Source organism: Metabacillus sp. SLBN-84 (assembly GCF_053629595.1).
The window spans coordinates 2,191,566-2,211,330 of record NZ_JBRJIP010000001.1 but is presented as its reverse complement, the minus strand read 5'-3'; the positions used below and the strand labels follow the sequence as shown (position 1 = coordinate 2,211,330).

Here is a 19,765-nt window from a genome sequence, read left to right as displayed (position 1 = left end):
AGACGGGGGTTCGTTTACATATCTTTTACGACAATGTACGATGCTTTAATTGGTCCGTGCACACCGACGATCAAATTCAGTTCAATATCTGCACTGTTGCTCGGGCCCGTTATAAAGTCCGCACATGACGCAAGGTGCTCTCCTTTTTTCAGCATGGAACGGACATGTTCTGCCGCTTGAGTCAGTCTTGGTACGAGAGTGCTCAGGGGCACAATACATAAATAGGTCTTTGGAAGAAGATGGATCGATCTGCCTTTATCCCTGCTGCTGAAATGGACAACCGTTCCTGATTCAGCAAGTGTAAGATCGCTGAAAGCAATTCCGATGTCAGCCCGTTCGCAAGCGGTGATATTTTCCTCAGCAAGTTCATGGTTCCATTCATGAACGCAGGTCCCCTTCTCCTTCCACAAAGCCATATAGTTCTCGCCTAATGCTTCAAAGCGGGGATCCTTGGGAATGACTGCTGACTTTGCGCCGTAGTCAATTATCACATGCAGCACTTTTTCAAAAAGACCTTCTTTGTCCGTTTCCATATACTGCGTATGAATAAGCAGACATTGTTTTTTCAGAACGCCGGCAAGCTCTCTTTGGCTGCTGTTTCTGTATACATCCCATTGGGGATTCCTCTGCCATTCAGGTTTCGTCACGCCAGAAGATTTTCTGCTCCTGCCAAGCTTCACTGCAACGTTCTCAAGAAAAGAGTCCCGGTTCTCAATTGTCCCCGCGTTCATCCGGTTTCGCCTCCCTCTTTTTCATCCAGTCTCTGAATCTTTCTTTGCTTGGTGCCGGAAAATCTCTCACATCCGTCCATGGCTTGATTGGACCCGGTCCTTTTTTGACCATGCCCGAGCTTGTAAATGGAGTCATAACAGCAGATGCGGATTTCGTTCCGGCGCCGTAGATGCCCGGGGAACTAGCTGCGAGCTGATAGCCTTTCATGGCAAGCTTTTCACCGAACGCTGATCTGCCGTCTTCTTCTACCATTTTTCTTCTATGTTTGATTAAAAGCTCATGAAGCGGTATTTTCACAGGACAGGCATCCGTGCAGGCTGCACAAAGCGAGGAAGCATAAGGAAGTTCCTTATAATCGTCATACCCCCCGAGCAGCGGCGACAGGACAGCTCCAATCGGGCCAGCATAGATCGATCCATACGAATGTCCTCCAATATGGCGGTAAACCGGGCATACATTGACACATGCCGCACATCTTATGCAGTGAAGCGCACTCTGAAACTCAGTTCCGAGAATAGCAGATCTGCCGTTGTCTACAATGACAAGGTGAAACTCCTCAGGTCCGTCTGCATCACCGTCATCTCTTGGCCCTGTCAAATTCGTAATATAGCTTGTCAGTTTTTGACCGACAGCACTGCGGCAAAGGAGACTCACAAGCACATCCAGCTCCTCAAAAGTCGGGACAATGCGCTCCATTCCCATGACTGTAATCTGGGTTTTCGGCAGTGCCGTGACAAGGCCGGCATTTCCTTCGTTCGTGACAAGACAGATAGAGCCTGATTCCGCCACGGCGAAATTGCATCCTGTTATTCCAAGATCGGCGCTCAGGAAATCCTTCCGCAGCTGTTCTCTTGCAAACAGGGCGAGCTCTTCCGGCATCTCGGTTTTGTCGTACCCCCGTTTTTCTTTAAACGTGTCACGGATTTGCTCCTTGTTTTTGTGCAGGGCAGGCACAACGATATGCGAAGGCGGATCATGATCATCAAGCTGCAGGATGTATTCTCCAAGGTCCGTCTCTATAACCTCGCAGCCAGCTTTTTCAAGTGCTTCATTCAGATGGATTTCCTCTGTGACCATGGATTTGGACTTCACGATTTTTTTCGCCTTTTTTTCACGGGCTATTTTAGTTACATATTCGTTTGCTTCTTCTTTCGTAGAAGCAAAAAATACGTGACCGCCCCTTTTTGATACATTCTCGCTCAATTGCTCTAAATAATAGTCAAGGTTTTGAAGAGTATGCGTGCGGATCTCTTCCCCAAGGTTTCTCCATTCTTCCCAGTTACCGAGCTCTTCTGTTGCCTGCAGCCTTCTCCCCTGCATCCTCTCCTGGGCTGAAGCGACCGCTTTTCTCATAAACGGATTGCTGACGCCGCTTTCAACCCGGTTGAAAAAGGAGTCATTGCCTATTTTCATCGGCATATTACTTCACCCCGCTGTTCAGCACTTCGGCTATGTGCATGACTTTAATAGGAATGCCTTTTCGGTTGATTCTTCCGCCGATGTTCATCAGACAGCCGCAATCGGCTCCAATCAGAACATCAGCGCCGGTTTCCTGAATATGAGTGACTTTCTCATCCACCATCTGTTCTGAAATCGGAACCATTTTCACAGAAAATGTGCCTCCGAATCCGCAGCAGTCCTGACTGTTTGGAAGAGGCGTCACTTCAAGGCCGTCTACATGCTGCAGCAGCTTGTCCGGTGCGTCTTTCACGCCGAGCAGGCGGGTCATGTGGCAGGATTTGTGATACGTCGCATTTGCAGGGAAACTGGCATTTACATCTTCTATTTTCAAAACCTCTACTAAAAACTGAGTCAGTTCATAGGATTTCTTTGATAATTGGCGGGCACGGTCTCTCCATAGAGGATCCTCCTTGAAAAGCTCCTCATACTCATGCAGCATGGCCACACATGAGCCTGATGGACCGACAACATAATCAGATGCATCAAATACCGAGATCATATGCTTGGCGACTTCCCGTGTTTCTTTATGATAGCCGCTGTTATAAGCAGGCTGACCGCAGCACGTTTGTGCAGCCGGAAAATCAACCTCGCATCCTTGCTTTTCAAGAAGTTCGACCGTGTTTTTTCCTACATTTGAATAAAAGACATCTGCAAGGCACGTGATAAACAATGATACTTTCACTGGTTCGCCACCTCTTTTGCAAGAATTTTCTTACTTTTAGTATACATGAACGTCGAGGGCTTAACGAAGGAAAAGCGAAAGCTGCCTGAGTTCGGCAGCTTTCTGATTGTTTATAATTTCAGCGTTTTGCTGCCAGATAGCTCCGCAGCGCGCTTTTGCCCCGTTGCCACGATATAAATGGCTGCCATAGCGATGGCGACTGCCACATAGGATCCTAAGTTGAAAATGCCTTTTTGCGAATACCAGACGATTGAATATCCAACCGCCCCTGATAAAAGCGCGTAATACGTAAATGGGAAGATTGTTTTTCTGATGACTAGCCCTTCTTTTCCAAACAAGCCGACAACGGCAGATGCAGCGACTACGTTATGTACGCAGATCATGTTCCCAGCTGCACCTCCGACTGCCTGAAGCGCTACGATCCATGTTGGATCCACACCGATTTTTGAACCTACATCGTATTGAAAAAGACTGAACATCATGTTGCTGACTGTGTTGCTTCCGGCAATGAACGCCCCGATTCCTCCGATAAAAGTAGCAAAGAACGGCCAGAATTCCCCTGCAATGGCAGCTGCACCATTTGCAAGTTCAATCGGCATTTTATCAAATCCTGCAGCCCCGCCGCCTGAATTGATAAATACCTGCACCATCGGCACAGTGAATATAAGCGCAGTAGATGCGGCGAGAGTTGTTTTGGCTGATTGTGACCATGCATTTTTGTATGCGCTTCCATTCATACCGTGCAAAAAGTACGTGATGAGGGATACAAGGATAAAAATCGTACCCGGAAGATAAAGCGGCTGAAAGCTCGCGCTGACTTCAGAGCCGAACATGTTGGGAAACGAAACGACCCATGACTGCAGCCAGCCCATGACAGGGAGCGTTTTTAATCTTGAGATGACCAGAAAAAGACCTACCAGAACATATGGAGCCCAGGCCATCATCATGCTCATGCTTCCGCTTTTGTGTGAAATATCCTTGATTTCAAGTGATCCGCTCCACTCAGGATCCCACTTTGATTTCGCCTCAAAATCCCATGCTTCTTCTTTTGGAGGCATGAGAAACCCTTTTTTCGCTGCAAAGACCACGATGGCAAGACCGGTCAGACCTCCGATCATGGAAGGAAACTCAGGACCGAGAGTATTGGCGGTAATGACATATGGAATGGTCATGGCAAACGCAGAGAAAAGGGCAAATTTCCAGACCTTTAATCCTTCAGCAAACGATTTGTTTTTTCCAAAATATCTTGTCATTAGTGCAACGACAAACAGCGGAATCAGCGTACCTGCTATCATATGAAGAATAGCAACTTGTCCTCCAATTGCGGTAACAAGAGCGAGAAAGTCTCCTGTTATGGATGTGTCTGCAGAAAGTCCAGTTTGTACACCCACAAGCATTGGTGTTCCGACTGCACCGAATGAAACGGGTGTACTCTGGATGACCATACCTGCAATAACCGCTGCCATTGCAGGAAAACCGAGGCCGACCATAAGCGGCACTGCAACTGCTGCAGGCGTGCCAAATCCGGATGCTCCCTCGATAAACGATCCGAACAGCCATGCTATGATGATCACCTGGATCCGTCTGTCAGTCGAAATATCTGTGAATCCCTGCCGAATCGTTTTTATTCCGCCGCTTTCCTGAAGTGTGTTTAAAAGCAGAATGGCACCGAAAATGATGTAAAGAAGTGTTCCTGCGACAACCAGTCCATTGACAGATGCTGCTGCAACTGTTGCTCCGGGAACCTTCCACACGAACAAGGCAAGCGCAATGGCTGTTATGTACGAAATGGGCATTGCTTTGCTTGCCGGCCATCTTAACCCTACAAGAAAAATTCCTACTACTAAAATCGGCAAAAGTGATAATAGTCCCAGCATACCCGTGCTCACTGATATTCCCCCTTCTCTGTATTGTATTGCGCAACACAATTTCACTTCGTTTGCGAGGGTGCAACATGTTATATAACAATACTTAAAATTGTTATATAACAACTGCCGCCTCACATCTATTATACAAACTGGACGCTTAATTACAATAATAGTTAGAAAATTAACACAAATATTTCAGGGCAAAAAAAGGGCCCGTTTTTGCTATAGTAAAAAAACAGGCAATCTTATGCTTACTTCTCAAAACCTAATCTTGCTGAAATCAGTTTTCCGGTCTCAATTATTCTTGGCTCAAGACCTTTCAGCCTGTCCTCAGACATTCTTATTGTTGGTCCGGAAATGCTGAAAGCAGCGATGACCTGACCTGAATGGTCAAAAATCGGAGCTGCAATACAGGTAATGCTGGATTCATTTTCTTCCAGATCCAGAGCGATTCCTTTTTTCTTTACTCTGCAAAGCTCCTGAAGAAAATCATCCCTGTTAATGATTGTATTCGGCGTATGAACAGGCAGGCCTTTCCGGTCGAGGATATCCTGGATCGTTTCTGCAGGAAGATGGGCAAGAATGGCTTTTCCGACAGACGTGCAGTGCATAGGTGCACGCTTGCCGACCTTAGAGTGCATTCTCAGCGTTTCACTGCCGTCAAGCTTTTCAATATAGACCACTTCACCCTGATCATATACGACAAGGTGGATCACCTCGTTTGTTTCCTGCTCGAGCTTCATGAGGTGAGTTTTCGCTTCTGCTCTTAAATCAATGGAATCAAGCAGCTTTGTGCTGATTTCAAGAAATTTATAGCCAAGCCTGTACTTGCCGGTCTCCTCGTTCTGTTCGGCATATCCGTATTGCACTAAGGTCGCAAGAATCCGGTAGACAGAGCTCTTGTTAATATCCATCTGCCCGGCGATTTCCGTTACGCCAAGACCGCTTTTTTTCATGCTGATAAGCGCAATAACGTCCAGTGCCCTGCCGACTGACTTCACCATGTTTTCCCTTTCCATACTGTTCACCCCGGATGCGCGTTTTCGTTGCGATGACAGAAATTTCAGCTTTTTACACTCTCGCGGGCTTCAGAGAATGAATTTCTCAGTGTGCCGATACCCTCTATGCTGCACTCAATGACGGATCCCGCTTTTACAAATTCTGCCCCAACCGGACTGCCGGTTAAAATCACATCCCCCTCATTTAGCGTCATAACATTTGAGAGGTACGAAATCATTTTTCTGATGGGAATGATCATTAAATCCAGCGGGCTGTCCTGCTTCAATTCCCCGTTCAATCTGGCTTGTACATTTATTGCAAACGGATCCAGCTCCGTTTCAATGACAGGGCCAAGAGGTGTAAAAGTATCAAACGATTTCCCAATCGTCCAGTGTCCGTCACCGTGAAAAAAAGCAGGCGCTGTCACATCATTGCCGACTGTATAGCCGAAAACATAGTCGAGTACCTCATCTTCTGACAGGTTCTTTGCTTCTTTTCCAATAACAACGGCAAGTTCAGATTCAAACTTTACTTCCTCCGCACCGGCCGGAATCACAATTTTTTCATCAGGACCGATGACAGATGAAACCGGCTTGAAAAAGAAAACGGGGATGTCAGGAAGGACTTCAGGCAAATCCTGCTTACCCGCGACAAAGTTTGCGCCGATGCCGATGATTTGATTTGGCCGAAGCGGTGCAAGCAGCTGTACTTCTGATACATTCAAAACACGGCCAGTATACTCCCACTCTGAAAATAGGTTCCCGCTTATTTCTTTTATTTCTGAATCAAGCAAAACGCCTTGGCAAACAGCAGAGTCAGACTTATAACGAACAAATTTCATGGTGATGCTCCTTTCTGTGAGAGAAGCGGGGCTTGCTGCCCCGCTTTCATTTTAGTTTTTAACGGCAAATTTCGCTTTTGCCTCAAGACGGCGGCGGTGAAGAATCGGTTCTGTATATCCGTTCGGCTGGTCATATCCTTCAAACACAAGGTCACAAGCGGCCTGGAAAGCAACAGAGTTTTTGTAATCCGGAGCCATCGGCATATACAGTGGATCACCTGCGTTTTGTTTGTCAACGACTTTTGCCATGCGCTCAAGCGTTTCCTGAACCTGCACTTTTGAGCAAATTCCGTGGTGCAGCCAGTTGGCAAGATGCTGGCTTGAAATCCGCAGTGTAGCCCGGTCTTCCATTAATCCAACATTGTAGTAATCAGGCACTTTTGAACATCCCACTCCCTGCTCTACCCAGCGCACAACATAGCCCAGGATTCCCTGTGCATTATTGTCAAGCTCCTGCTGGATCTGCTCTTTGCTCCAGTTTGCCTGTTCAGCTACAGGAACTCTCAGAATATCATCACGCAGATCCCTTGCTTCTTCCTTCAGCTGATTTTGCACGTCGGTCACATTTACCTGATGGTAATGAAGGGCATGCAGAGTGGCGGCAGTCGGTGAAGGAACCCATGCTGTATTCGCTCCTGCTTTCAAATGCCCGATTTTCTGGTCCAGCATATCTTTCATCAGATCAGGCATTGCCCACATGCCTTTCCCAATTTGTGCCTTGCCCTGAAAACCGCTCTCAAGGCCTGTGAAGACATTCGACTTTTCATAGCCGGTCAGCCAGACAGAAGACTTCATTTCATTTTTAGGAATCATCGGGCCAGCTTCCATTGAAGTATGAATCTCGTCGCCGGTACGGTCAAGGAATCCGGTATTAATAAAGGCAATCCGGTCTTTTACCTCGCGTATGGCCGCCTTAAGGTTAAGCGAGGTGCGTCTTTCTTCATCCATCACGCCGATTTTAAGCGTATGCCGCTCCAGTCCAAGAAGATCTTCTGTGCGGTTAAACAGTTCGTTTGCAAACGCCGCTTCTTTTGACCCGTGCATTTTCGGCTTTACGATATAAACGGACCCTTTTGAGGAGTTTTGGTAGGTTCCGGTTCCTAAAAGCGAATGCTTTGCAAGCAGACCCGTCATTACACAGTCAAGAATACCTTCCTGAATTTCATTCCCGCTGCCGTCGAGAATCGCATTATTCGTCATGAGGTGTCCGACGTTCCGGACAAACATGAGTGATCTGCCGGGCAAAGTAAATTCTTCCCCGCTTAGGGATGAATACGTGCGGTCAGGATTCAGGGTGCGCGTCATCGTTTTGCTGCCCTTTTTGAAGCTGGCAGAAAGATTTCCGGTCATCAGTCCGTGCCAGTTGCGGTAAACAAGGACTTTATCTTCTGCGTCAACTGCCGTTACGGAATCCTCGCAGTCCATAATCGTAGTGAGAGCAGCCTCAAGAAGAATATCCTTCACGCCGGCCATATCCGTTTTACCGATGGAATGGCTTCTGTCAATCTGGATTTCAAAATGCAGACCGTTATTTTTCAACAGAACAGCAGACGGTGAATCGGCATTCCCCTGATAGCCTGCAAGTTTTTCAGAATCAGCAAGCGACGTTTTTGTTCCATTGCTCAATGTGACAAGCAGCTTGCCGTCTGAAATGGCGTATTCCGCTGCGTCTCTATGAGAGCCGTTTGCAAGCGGCACGGTTTCATCAAGGAAATTCCGGCCGAACGCAATCACTTTTTCGCCGCGGACGGGATTGTAGCCGCCTTCTCTGTGTGCGCCGCCTTCTTCACTGATGGCATCTGTTCCATAAAGAGCATCATACAGGCTTCCCCAGCGGGCATTGGCTGCATTAATGGCATACCTAGCGTTGTTTACAGGAACGACCAGCTGCGGCCCAGCCTGTGAAGCAATTTCATCATCCACATTTTCAGTAGCAATTTTAAAATCAGGTGCGTTAGGTTCCAGGTATCCAATCTCATGCAAAAACGCTTTATATGTCTCAAAGTCAGCTTCTTTGCCGTTCTCTCTGTGCCAGGCATTGATTTTGTGCTGAATCTCATCACGGACGTTAAGAAGCTCGCGGTTTTTCGGAGTCAGCTCATCGATGATGTTTTCAAAGCCTTTCCAAAACGCCTCTTCTTCCACTCCTGTCTGAGGAAGTGCTTCTTTTTGAATGAATTCATACAGCACCTCAGCGACTTTTAAATTCCCCTTTTGAACGTACCCTTCCATGATTTCTCCTCCTTTGATATCCGGTTCATTGTTTCGTATTGCGCAACGATGTTTTCTATTATGCTAAAAAAATCATAGCATGACTGGGATAGCCCTTTCAATAGATGTTAGAACATTCTGTTAAATAATCATTTGCCGTTCTATTAAACTCCCGCTGTTTTCATTTCTTTCATCTCTTTTTTCACTTCAGCACACCTTCCCGGGCTCGGAAAAAGCTTTCCTGCATTTAACAGATTCTCAGGATTAAAGACGGACCTAATGTCTGTCTGGGCGGCAATTTCTTCATCTGTAAAAACAAATCTCATTTCCTCCCGCTTTTCAATGCCGACGCCATGCTCTCCGGTGATGGTCCCCCCTGCATCTGCACAAACCTGAAGACAGGCGCTTCCCGCTTCAAGCGCAAGCTCTGTCTGCCCCGGAATTCTTGAATCAAACAAAACGAGCGGATGAAGGTTTCCGTCACCGGCATGAAAGATGTTGGCGATCCGCAGGCCGGATTCCAGGCTGATTTCATTAATCTTTTCAAGAACTTCAGGTAATTTGCTTCTCGGGATAACGCCATCTTGAACAAGATAATCCGGTGAGATTGCCCCCATTGCCCCAAATCCTGTCTTCCGGTTTGCCCACCAGCGTGCGCGCTCAGCTTCGCTCTGTGCGGCCTTCACCTCACGAACGTTCCATTTTGAGCAAACGGCGAGTATCTGGGCAATCTGATCTTCAATCCCGGCTGAAATGCCGTCTACTTCTATTAAAAGGACTGTTTCAATATCTTTCGGGTGGCCGACTGGAAACGCAGCCGCCTCTACCCCTTCGATTGCTGTTTTGTCCATCATTTCAAGCGCTGCCGGCACGATGCCTGCGGAAATAATATCTGAAACGGCAGCGCTGCCGTCTTCCACCCGGTCGAAATAGGCAAGAACCGTCTGTTTGGCTTCTGGATTTTTCAGGATTCGGACCGTTATTTTTGTCACAATTCCAAGCGTTCCTTCTGAGCCTGTCAGCAAACCAAGCAGGTCATAGCCAGGGGTATCCGGTATCCCGCTGCTCCCAATCTCCGTAATGTCACCGTTAGGAAGGACCACTTGGAGGCCGAGGATGTGATTCGTTGTTACACCGTACTTCAGGCAGTGGGCACCTCCTGCATTTTCCGCTACATTGCCGCCTATTGTGCAGCAATACTGGCTGGACGGGTCCGGAGCATAATAGTAGCCCCTATCTGCAATTGAGTTTGTCAGTTTGAGATTTACAAAGCCCGGTTCAACGACTGCTCTTCTGTTTTCAAGATCAACGCTGATCAGCTTTTTCATTTTCACAAGGCTGATAATCACTTCTCCGTTAATCGGGATGGCGCCTCCGCTTAGACCCGTGCCCGCTCCTCTTGCTAAAAACGGAAGCTTGTTCATGGAGCAGTATTTGACAACAGCCGCAACTTCCTCCGTATTTTTTGGGAAGACAACCGCTTTTGGCAAATGCTTGTGGATCGTAAATCCGTCGCAGTCATAGGCGATCAAATCTTCCTTCTGGTAAAGAATATTGCCGGGGCCTCCAACAAGAGAAGCGAGGCTGACAATATGTTTGTCCTTTGTCCGGATTTTTTTGACGGCCATTGCTTACTCCCCCTCGAGTTTTTCTTTTTGATACGCCCAGTCTAGAAGCTGCACGGTGTGTACGACCTTTTGGCTTCTTCCGTATTTCTGAACGCCCATTGCCATTTGCAGCATGCAGCCCGGGTTGCCCATGGAGATCATTTCAACATCTTCAGGTACATGCTCCATCTTGCTCTCAAGGACCGCACCTGCCATTTCAGGGTTTGTAATATTGTAGATTCCGGCACTTCCGCAGCATCTGTCGGCATTCGGCATGTGCACCATCTCTACTCCAGGGATGTTTAAAAGCAAGTCTCGCGGCTCTTCTCGCACCCCTTGCCCGTGTGCCAGGTGGCATGCATCGTGATACGTAATTCTCGTGTTCAGTTCTGCTTTCGGCTTTTCATATCCCGAATCATGCAAGTATTTAGAAACATCCACTACTTTCTCTGCAAAAGCTTCTGCTTTTTCATGCCATTCTGTGTCTACTTCCCTGAAAAGCTCGCCGTATTCCTTCAGCATACAGCCGCAGCCTGCGGCATTCACGACAACAGTGTCGGCATCTTTAAACGCTTCAATGTTCTGTTTGGCAAGCTTTCTGCCCGTGTCCCTGTCGCCCGCATGCACATGAAGAGCTCCGCAGCACGTCTGATTTTGCGGAATCGCCACATTGTTTCCGTTACGGGTTAACACATTGACCGTTGATTGATTGATGTCTCCAAACATCACATCCATAACACAGCCTGTCAGAAAGGCGACATCAGCTTTTGGGGTTCCTTCAGCTTGTACCACCGGCTGCTTTTTGTATTTTGACCGTACCGGCTGTTTGATCTCAGGCATGATGGCTTCCATTTCTGCAAGATGTTTTGGCATAACGTTAAGCATTCCTGTCTTCCGGACCGCTTTCTGTAAGCCGCTTTTCTGGTAAAACTTCAAAAGGCTTCCGACAGCATGAAGCCTGTTTTGATGAGGGAACAGGCCTTTCAGAAAGAAATGACTTACAGCTCCTTTCGCACCTGTAAGCGGCATGGCCTGGCGAATCTGCCCTCTTGCTTCTTCAATGAGACCGCCGACATCAACGTCTGCAGGACAGGCAGTCGTGCAAGCCCGGCAGTCAAGACATGCAAACACCGGATCCATAAACTGTTCATTGACTTCAAGTTTGCCGTCTGCCACTGATTTTATTAGATGCACCCTGCCCCGCGGCGAATGCTGTTCCTGGCCGGTAATTTCATAAGTAGGACACGATTCAAGACACATTCCGCAGTGCACGCAGTCTGCCCATTTGCTCTCATCCGGATGATCTTTCCAAAGGTAGTTGCTGAGAGTGGCATCTGCACATGAAGGAGCGCCCTGCTTCAGATCGCTTTCTCTTATACTCACGTCAGATTCCTCCCAAATAGCGTTTATCATTTAAAACAGAATAAGGATCAACCGCTTTTTTAATGCCTTCAATGAGGAAAAAATAATCCGGTTTTTCGCCCCATACCTCTGTTTTGTGGCGCATGGCATAAGGCAAATGGGTAACGATGGCGTAGCCGCCGAGATCCTTTGCTAAAGCTCTGACCGCTTCAATCATGGCAAGCACATCCTGGCTGCTGCCTCGCAAATGAACTTTTGACAATCCGTGTCCTAAGCCTCCGTGGGCTTCAGGTGAAGTGCCTGCTGATTTTGCCACAATCTCCATAAGATTAAATACATCCAGGTTTTTAAGCCCGACCTTAAGTGATGCCTCTGTAACTGAACCTGGCTTGCGCGTATAAGCATTTGGAGCAGCTGTGTAAAAGCGTTCCCAGAATTTCACTGTCTCAACTTCAGGGAAAATGACCATCTGCACATGTTCTGGAACCATTTTTTTCAGAACTTCTTCCTGATAGCGGACAGAAGGCTCGAAATCTTCAAAGCTCACAGCCAGTGTATTCATTTTCTGTCCAGTTAAGCGTTTGGATAAAGCAGGATTTAATAGTTCCAGTGCAACAGGTTCAAGCGCTGAATCGAGCAGCTGTACGGAAAACGTTCTCATCGCTTCCTGCATTTCTTCTGGATATGAAAGCAGCACAAGGCTTTGACAGGCAGGGAGCGGCCTTAGTTTTAATGTAACTTCTGATAGAACGCCCAACGTCCCCATTGATCCAACGAACAGCTTGTTCATATCGTAGCCTGCCACGTTTTTTACGACCCTGCCTCCGGAGCGTATGACTTTCCCGTCTGGATAAACGATGCGGAGCCCGATGACAGAATCCCGTGCCGATCCGTATCCAAGCCTTTTGGGACCGCTTTCATTTGCGGCGACAATTCCGCCGATTGTTGCATGTTCCGGCCAGGATGGATCAAGTGACACCATCTGTCCGAATTGTGCCAGAAAGCTTTGCAGTTCTTTAAACGGCGTACCTGCTCTAACTGTCACGGTCATATCTCCAGGCGTATGTTCTGTTATCCCCTTGTAATTGGACAAAGAGAGCTGTATGTCTGCCGAATCTGATAATCCGCCAAATCCCCTCTTCGTTCCGCCGCCGATAATGGAGATCTTTTTTCCATGGTCACTTGCGTAACGGACGACTTCTGAAATTTCTTCCTCTGTTGTAGGAAAAACGGTGATGTCGCCGTTATTTCCAAGCAAGTGGTTCCATTCTGTTTTATGGAGCACTTTTTCATCTGGCAAGATGGCCGTTAAGTCTGCCGGCATGAACCTTCCTCCTTCAATAAATAAGTCATTGCAGCAAACAGGATTGGAATCAGGTTATTCTGCTGTCAGTCTATGAGGATTGGTTCTGGTGCAGACTCTTATGAAGGATGGATTCTACGAATGTTAAATGTTCCAGCATGCAGGCTTTTGCCTGACTGGAATGTCCTGAAGAAATGCTCTCGAAGATTTGCTCGTGGTGTGCGGAAATCGTTTTGACGGTTTCCGGGCTGTTTTGTATAAACCGGTGAAAGTCAATCATTGAGTGTTTAATCGTTTCTGAAATGAAGGTAACAAACTGCATCAGAAGCGGATTGCCCGTCGCTTTTGCAATCGCCGAATGAAAACGGTAATCATCTTCCCATGGTGAATCTCCGGGTGAATCCAATATATGCTTCATCTCAGCAAGATCACGTTCGCTCCTGTTGCCTGCAGCCATTTCGGCCATTCCTGTCTCCACGATTTTTCGTACTTGAAAAAGCTCAGTCACCTTTTTCGGGTCAGAAAAGTAGAGGTTCTGATTAAAGATCCTGGAAGAGTCAAAAGGGGTTACATAGGTGCCTTCCCCCTGCTTCACGGTAACTAAACCCTTTCCTTTTAAAACAGTTATTGCATCACGGACTGCAGAGCGTCCTACCCCGAACTGATCGCAGAGCTCTCTCACAGAAGGAAGTTTCTCACCGGGAGAAATCGCCCCTGAAGCAATCATGTGTTCCAGCTGCTCGCTCACCGTTTCAGAAACCTTCTTTGTGACAATCTTTTCAATTTGCACGGTTCACCCCTCCTTCCTTTTCGGATATCACATATCAGACAAGTTATAACTCTATTAAAACACTCAATTCGACAGACTTCAATTATTTTTTGAATTTACTGAAAAAACAGCCCTAAGGCTGTTTTAGAAATCTTGAAGAACGATTTTTCCAATTGTATTTCCGGATTCAATCTTTTCATGAGCTTTTTTCAGGTTATCGGCATTTATAGGGCTTAATGTTTCGTTCACTGTTGTTTTTAATGCCCCTTCTTCGATCAGTTTGCTGATTCTGTTCAAGAGGACCTGCTGCTGATCCATATCTTCTGTTTCAAACATCGCTCTAGTGAACATAAACTCCCATACAAATGCAGCACTCTTGTTTTTAAGAAGATTCAAGTCAAGAGGCTCTTTATTTTCCACAATCGAGCAGACCGTTCCCTGGGGCTTAATGATTTCACTCATTCCTTCCCAGTGCAAGTCTGTGTTGTTAAGGCAGAAAATATAGTCAGGGTCAGCGAGGCCGAGATCCTGAATCTGACTTTTCATCGGGTGATGATGGTTAATCACAGCATCTGCTCCATGTTCCTTTACCCATTTCACCGTTTCTTCGCGTGATGCGGTTGCAATGACATGAAGCCCTGCCCATTTTGCCAGCTGAACAGCTATTGAGCCGACTCCGCCCGCCCCGCCAATAATCAGCACGGATTTCTGCTGATTTCTGCTGTGGTTATCTGGATCAATCCCCATTCTGTCAAAAAGGCCTTCATAGGCTGTAATGGCAGTTAAAGGAAGAGCTGCCGCTTCCGGAAACGAGAGATTAGCGGGCTTTCTACCAGTTATCCGTTCATCAACCAGCTGAAATTCACTGTAAGAACCCTGTCTTGTAATACTGCCCGCATAATACACTTCATCTCCTGGTTTAAAATCCTTGCAGTCTGGACCGCATTCGACGACGATTCCGCTCGCATCCCATCCAAGAATTTTAGGCGTTTCTTCTGTTTGATCCTTTGGCGCACGGACCTTCGTATCAACCGGGTTAACAGAAATGGCTTTAACCTCCACAAGCAAATCTCTGCCCTGCGGCTTTGGTGTTTCCATTTCCAGATCAATCAGGCTTTCCTCATGTTCAATCGGCAAATACTTGTACAGACCTATTGCTTTCATTTCGTTCACTCCTTCGCATCATTTATGATTAAGTATGCTTGCCTCGAAAAAAATTATCAAATGATAAGGTTTGTGATGGATTGTGCGTTAAGAACTGTCATGTTCGGCTTGACGCTGTTTGAATAGTGCCGTCAAGGACAGAGAATTTGATTTTGGTGGTTTTAGACTGCGGGATAAGTGCTATCAAGAATACAGATTAGGGTTTTGATGGTTCTGAACTGCTGGATAAGTGCCATCAAGAAAAGAGATTTCAGTATTGGTGGTTCTGAACTGCTGGATATGTGCCATCAAGAAAAGAGATTTCAGTTTTGGTGGTTCTGAACTGCTGGATAAGTGCCACCAAGAAAAGAGATTTCAGTTTTGGTGGTTCTGAACTGCTGGATAAGTGCCATCAAAAACACTGATTCCAGTTTTGATGGTTTCTTTCACCTAGATAAGTGCCACCAAGAACTCAGATTTCAGTTTTGATGGTTCCATTCTGCTGGATAAGTGCCACCAAGAACACAGATTCCAGTTTTGATGGTTCCTTTCACCTAGATAAGTGCCACCAAGAACACAGACTCTAGTTTTGATGGTTCCTTTCCGCTGGATAAGTGCCACCAAGAACTCAGATTTCAGTTTTGATGGTTCCTTTCCGCTGGATAAGTGCCACCAAGTACTCAGATTCTAGTTTTGATGGTTCCTTTCACCTAGATAAGTGCCACCAAGAACACACATTCCAGTTTTGATGGTTCCTTACTGCTGGATAAGTACCACCAAGAACTCAGATTCTAGTTTTGATGGTTCCATTCCGCTGGATAAATGCCACCAAGAACACAGATTTCAGTTTTGATGGTTCCATTCTGCTGCATAAGTGCCATCAAGAACAGAGTTCCCACATTTGATGGACCTAAACATCCTATTGCCACCATCAAGAACATCAAAAAACACCCCTCCACTTGGTGAGGGGTGCACCTAATTAAGCAAACACAGGAACCTTAATCTCCACTTCCCGCCCCTGTTCAGAGGAGCGCAGAATGCCATCGATAATCGCCTGGTTAATTAAAATTTCCTCTGCCGGGATCGGGGCAGGACGCTGCTCAATGATCGCTGCTACGAAGTCTCTTACTTTTTCATGGAAAATATCAATCTTGTGGTCAATTACCGGGATTGTCGTCTCAGCATGCTGACCGGCTATATCATGGAACATGGAAATGCTCCCTATACCGCCGTCCCACACACCGCTCCACGGTCCCGTTCCTGCAGGTGTAAGTTTGAGTCCCGCATCTTTGCCGAGAAACAGCGTCGGGCCGAGTGAATCCATATGCATCGCCCAGGAAATTTTGAAGTTCAGCACTTTTCCGCCTTCAAGTCTGACCATCGCCACACCAAAATCTTCTACTTCAAATCGATCTGCTTCATGATGATAGAGTGGATTTGTTCCGAAATGATTGGATGTGTAGGCTGAAACGGTCAGCGGCTTAGGATAATTCAGTGCATGCAAGGCAAGGTCTAGTGAATAGCAGCCAATATCAGCCATGGCTCCTGCACCGGCAAGATCTTTATTTATAAAAGTTCCGCCAGGCATGCCTCTTCTTCTTCCGCCGCCAGTCTGTATGTAGTACACATCCCCGAGCTGGCCGGATTGAATGATTTCTTTAATGTTTTTCATATTTGGATCATAGCGCGGCTGAAATCCAACCGATAGCATTTTCCCCGTACGGCGTGCTGTTTCAACCATGTCAATCGATTGCTGGAGAGTGACTGCGAGCGGTTTTTCAACTAAAACATGTTTGCCGGCGAGCAGCGAATCAATGCTTGTTCGGTGATGTGTGACGTTTGGTGTACAGACACTTACACCATCAAGATCAAGCTCCAGCAGATCCAGGTGATTGTCAAACGCTTGAGCACCTTCAATTCCAAGCATCTGAATAAATTCCTGCGCTTTTCCTGGAACTACATCAGCTACTGCTGCAATGGTTACATCTTTCATTTGCTGATAGGCTTTTGCATGAAGGACGGCAATTCCGCCGCTTCCGATAATTCCAATTTTAATGGTTGACATTAGCGATTCCCTCCGTTTTTTCTTTCTGAAAAACTGTTTCTAAATAATCTTTAGCTTTTTTGATTCCCTCTTGCTCTTTAGCAAGCGACCCCCAGTAGTTGTGATCTTCAAGCTCTATGCTGACAGGTCCCGCGTATCCAAGCTGTTCAAGTTTTGCAGCTGTTTTTTTCCAGTCAACTTCACCTTCGCCAGGAATTGTGTATCTCCACGGCCCTTCTGAAAAATCATACTTAGCGCCAAAAACGGAAGGCAAGTGTCCGGCAGCATACTGTTGCTGCTGGAGAAGTAATGTATCTTTCCCATGGCAATACAGCACCTTTGAGCCGAACTCTTCCAGGAATTTCAGAGGATCAATTCCGAGCCTGACCAAATGGGACGGGTCATAATTAATTCCGAAATGGTTTGAAGGGACTTCTTTAAACATATACCTGAGAACTTCAGGAGTAGCGCCCAGTGTCGGGAAAAGCGGTGCAGGACCCGGCCATCCTTCAAGCGTGATGTATAAATCGTTTTTCTCTGCGTGCTTTACCACTTCAGGAAACGTCTGTTTCCAAATCTCAAGCGAGCGGCTGACAGGCTGAAGACTGTTTTCAGGAACGAGACACATAAAAACCACTTTTCCGCCTAATGAAGAGATTTCCTGAAATTGATTTTTTAAGGCAAGTACAGCCTGAGCGCGTTTTTCTTCATCTTCGCTGAGCAAGGCTGTACCGCCTACTGCTCCTCTTCCATCAATGGAGCCCGCTTCAAGACCAAAATCGGACAGAATGGTTTGAACATCTTGATCTAAATAAGGAAGATCAAGAACGCCGATCCCGTTTTCTTTTGCCCATTTCGCTGTGTACTCCAGTCCTTCTGCTGTGAAATGCGGAGGAATTCTCATGCCGATTTTATTCTTCATCATACTTAACCATTCCTTTCTATTTGTAAATGTGTTTTATCCTTTAATGCCGCTGAAGGTGATTCCTTTAATAAACGTTTTTTGAAGAAAGAAAAACAGCAGGATAATCGGCAGCGTCATTAATGTCGACACAGCCATCATTAATCCCCACTCTGTTCCCCGCTGGCTTTGGAATTGCTGCAGACCAAGCGACAGGGTATAAGAAGCTTCATCTGTCAAATACAGGAGCGGACCGAGGAAATCTGTCCAGATGCCCATGAACTGAAACAATCCGACTGAGAGAACCGCTGGTTTTGCAAGCGGCAGCATAATTTGCCAGTAGATTCTGAACTCGCCTGCTCCGTCAATTCTTGCTGCGTCCATAAGCGTATCAGGAAGTCCGAGAAAGAACTGCCTGAGGAGGAATATGTAAAAAGGTACCCCGAAAAAGACCGGAACAATTAAAGGCAGCGGACTTCCCACCCACCCCAGCTTTTCAAATAAGATAAACAAAGGGATCATAGTCACCTGACCTGGAATCATCATCACCGCAATCGTGATAATAAAAAGCGCATTGCTTCCTTTAAACTTAAGCTTTGCAAATCCATACGCAACAAGCGGACACGTAATAACTGCCCCAATAGTGCTGAAGACTGTGATGACAACCGTATTTTTCAAATAAGTAAAAAACGGAATATACTCAATTGCATCCCCATAGTTGCTCCATTTAAGCGGCGATGGCAGCCATTCAGGAGGGAACGTGAAAATCTGAGTCTGATCCTTGAGAGAGGTCGACAGCATCCAGATAAACGGCACCAGGAAAAAGACAGACATGATAATCAGCACGGTATGAGCAAAAATGCTTTTTGACGTTCTTTTCTTCATTTCATTCCCTCCTTATTTGCCCTGATAGTGAACCCAGCGTTTTGAGGTGGAAAAAATAACAGCTGTCAGAAGCATGATGATGGCAAACAAGATCCATGCCATGGCAGATGCATAGCCCATTTTGAAAAATTTAAATCCATTGTCATAGAGATACATGACATAGAACGTCAGAGAATTTGCCGGAGTTCCCTGCCCTCCGGTTAGAGCATAAGGCAAAGCAAACTGCTGGAAAGCACCGATGACACCCATTACAAGGTTAAAAAAGATAACAGGCGTTAAAAGCGGAAGCGTGATATGCACGGTCTTTTGAAACCAGTTCGCACCGTCCACTTCTGCAGCATCGTAATAGTCTTCCGAAATATCTGTCAGTCCCGCAAGATAAATGACAACTGCCTGACCGATGCCCCATAATGACATGATCACTATGGAAGGTTTTGACCATGTTTCGCTTCCTAGCCATGCAGGACCTTGTATGCCAAAGAGGTCAAGCATTCCGTTGACAAGCCCGAACTGCGGATTAAGCAGCCACATCCACAAAACAGCAAGCGCTACTTGAGGCACCAGAGTCGGGAGGAAAAAAATCGTTCTGTATACGGTCATGCCTCTGATCTTCAAATTCAGTACCATGGCAAGACATACTCCGAAAATAATGCTTAACGGAACATATAAAGCGGCGAAATAAATCGTATTGGCTACAGCTTTCCAAAACAAATCATCATTCATCAAATCCTTGTAATTTTGAAGGCCGACGAACTCGCCGGGCTGAAGAATGCTGTAAGTCGTAAAACTGAAATAGATGGAAGACAGTAAAGGAAAAGCGTAAAAAATAATAAGACCAAGAAGCCATGGGGTGACAAAGAGCCAGCCGTACAAGGATGTTTTATTTCTCCATTTTTTCTTTTTAACAGCTGCTGTCTTATTAGCGGTAACCGATGTGCTCAGTTCGGGCTGCTGCAT

General features: G+C 46.5%; 16 protein-coding genes. All 16 read right to left on the bottom strand.

The features are described 5' to 3' along the window. Positions 1-14 precede the first annotated feature (14 nt). The gene (locus tag RKD52_RS11330; RefSeq protein WP_454099821.1) at positions 15-731 is read right to left on the bottom strand and encodes a LutC/YkgG family protein; all 717 of its coding nucleotides are present in this window, start codon (positions 729-731) and stop codon (positions 15-17) included. Further along, entirely contained in the window at positions 712-2,151 is a 1,440-nt protein-coding gene (locus tag RKD52_RS11325) for a LutB/LldF family L-lactate oxidation iron-sulfur protein (protein WP_454099820.1), read from the bottom strand. The genes RKD52_RS11330 and RKD52_RS11325 overlap by 20 nt, the downstream gene beginning before the upstream one ends. Position 2,152: 1 nt before the next feature. After that, entirely contained in the window at positions 2,153-2,875 is a 723-nt protein-coding gene (locus RKD52_RS11320; RefSeq protein ID WP_454099819.1) for a (Fe-S)-binding protein, read from the bottom strand. Positions 2,876-2,985: 110 nt separating this feature from the next. Beyond that, on the bottom strand, positions 2,986-4,764 hold the full coding sequence (locus RKD52_RS11315) for an L-lactate permease (protein WP_454099818.1): 1,779 nt from the start codon (positions 4,762-4,764) through the stop codon (positions 2,986-2,988). A gap of 230 nt (positions 4,765-4,994) precedes the next feature. Continuing rightward, the gene (locus tag RKD52_RS11310) at positions 4,995-5,762 is read right to left on the bottom strand and encodes an IclR family transcriptional regulator (protein WP_454099817.1); all 768 of its coding nucleotides are present in this window, start codon (positions 5,760-5,762) and stop codon (positions 4,995-4,997) included. Between the two features lie 44 nt (positions 5,763-5,806). Beyond that, on the bottom strand, positions 5,807-6,583 hold the full coding sequence (locus RKD52_RS11305; RefSeq protein ID WP_454099816.1) for a fumarylacetoacetate hydrolase family protein: 777 nt from the start codon (positions 6,581-6,583) through the stop codon (positions 5,807-5,809). A 51-nt stretch (positions 6,584-6,634) separates the two neighbouring features. After that, positions 6,635-8,815 (bottom strand): malate synthase G, encoded by a 2,181-nt coding sequence (locus RKD52_RS11300; RefSeq protein WP_454099815.1) that lies wholly within the window; start codon positions 8,813-8,815, stop codon positions 6,635-6,637. Positions 8,816-8,958: 143 nt separating this feature from the next. After that, positions 8,959-10,422, bottom strand: coding sequence for an FAD-binding oxidoreductase (locus RKD52_RS11295; protein WP_454099814.1), 1,464 nt, complete (start codon positions 10,420-10,422; stop codon positions 8,959-8,961). A 3-nt stretch (positions 10,423-10,425) separates the two neighbouring features. Then, complete coding sequence (locus RKD52_RS11290) at positions 10,426-11,784, bottom strand: (Fe-S)-binding protein (RefSeq protein ID WP_454099813.1); 1,359 nt, start codon at positions 11,782-11,784, stop codon at positions 10,426-10,428. 1 nt (position 11,785) lies between these two features. Beyond that, a complete protein-coding gene (locus RKD52_RS11285) occupies positions 11,786-13,087 on the bottom strand; it encodes an FAD-binding oxidoreductase (protein ID WP_454099812.1) in 1,302 nt (433 codons plus the stop codon). A gap of 70 nt (positions 13,088-13,157) precedes the next feature. Beyond that, positions 13,158-13,856: a FadR/GntR family transcriptional regulator gene (locus tag RKD52_RS11280; protein ID WP_454099811.1), complete on the bottom strand. Its 699-nt coding sequence runs from the start codon at positions 13,854-13,856 to the stop codon at positions 13,158-13,160. Positions 13,857-13,979: 123 nt separating this feature from the next. Further along, positions 13,980-14,999: a zinc-binding alcohol dehydrogenase family protein gene (locus tag RKD52_RS11275; RefSeq protein WP_454099810.1), complete on the bottom strand. Its 1,020-nt coding sequence runs from the start codon at positions 14,997-14,999 to the stop codon at positions 13,980-13,982. A 958-nt stretch (positions 15,000-15,957) separates the two neighbouring features. Continuing rightward, the gene (locus RKD52_RS11270) at positions 15,958-17,043 is read right to left on the bottom strand and encodes a Gfo/Idh/MocA family protein (protein WP_426865730.1); all 1,086 of its coding nucleotides are present in this window, start codon (positions 17,041-17,043) and stop codon (positions 15,958-15,960) included. Continuing rightward, positions 17,030-17,947, bottom strand: a complete 918-nt coding sequence (locus RKD52_RS11265; protein WP_454099809.1) for a sugar phosphate isomerase/epimerase family protein — start codon at positions 17,945-17,947, stop codon at positions 17,030-17,032. The genes RKD52_RS11270 and RKD52_RS11265 overlap by 14 nt, the downstream gene beginning before the upstream one ends. Positions 17,948-17,980: 33 nt before the next feature. After that, positions 17,981-18,808, bottom strand: coding sequence for a carbohydrate ABC transporter permease (locus tag RKD52_RS11260; RefSeq protein ID WP_454099808.1), 828 nt, complete (start codon positions 18,806-18,808; stop codon positions 17,981-17,983). Between the two features lie 12 nt (positions 18,809-18,820). Next, positions 18,821-19,765 carry a carbohydrate ABC transporter permease gene (locus RKD52_RS11255; protein ID WP_454099807.1) on the bottom strand — a complete coding sequence of 315 codons (945 nt, stop codon included), beginning with the start codon at positions 19,763-19,765 and terminating at the stop codon, positions 18,821-18,823.